This is a genomic window from Veillonella sp. ZSJB6, assembly GCF_051549505.1.
Classification (GTDB): Bacteria; Bacillota; Negativicutes; order Veillonellales; family Veillonellaceae; genus Veillonella.
Genome location: NZ_JBPUGE010000106.1, coordinates 1 through 255, shown reverse-complemented (window position 1 = coordinate 255; position 255 = coordinate 1). Strand labels below are relative to the sequence as shown.

The following is a 255-nucleotide window of genomic DNA, read 5'->3' as shown; positions in this document are numbered from 1 at the left end:
AGGGAAAAAATGTTTGTTAGAGCTTATTTAAGGGCAAGTACTGCTGAACAAAATGCTGAACGTGCCAAACAGAGTCTTATTGATTTTGCTACTGCGCATCACTTGGTTATTGCCAAGTTTTATATTGAGAATGAAAGTGGCGCAAAACTTGAGCGTCCAAAACTCAATGAGCTACTTAATGACTGTCAAGTCGGTGATATTTTGCTGATTGAAGATATTGACCGATTAAGTCGTCTTAAGTAAGCCCCCGACCAT

At 39.2% G+C, this 255-nt stretch carries 1 protein-coding gene; it reads left to right on the top strand.

The annotated features are described in order from the left end of the window. Positions 1–243, top strand: a 243-nt coding sequence (locus ACSV5T_RS10075) for a recombinase family protein (protein WP_438321040.1), incomplete at its 5' end; no start/stop codon positions are given. Positions 244–255: the final 12 nt, after the last annotated feature.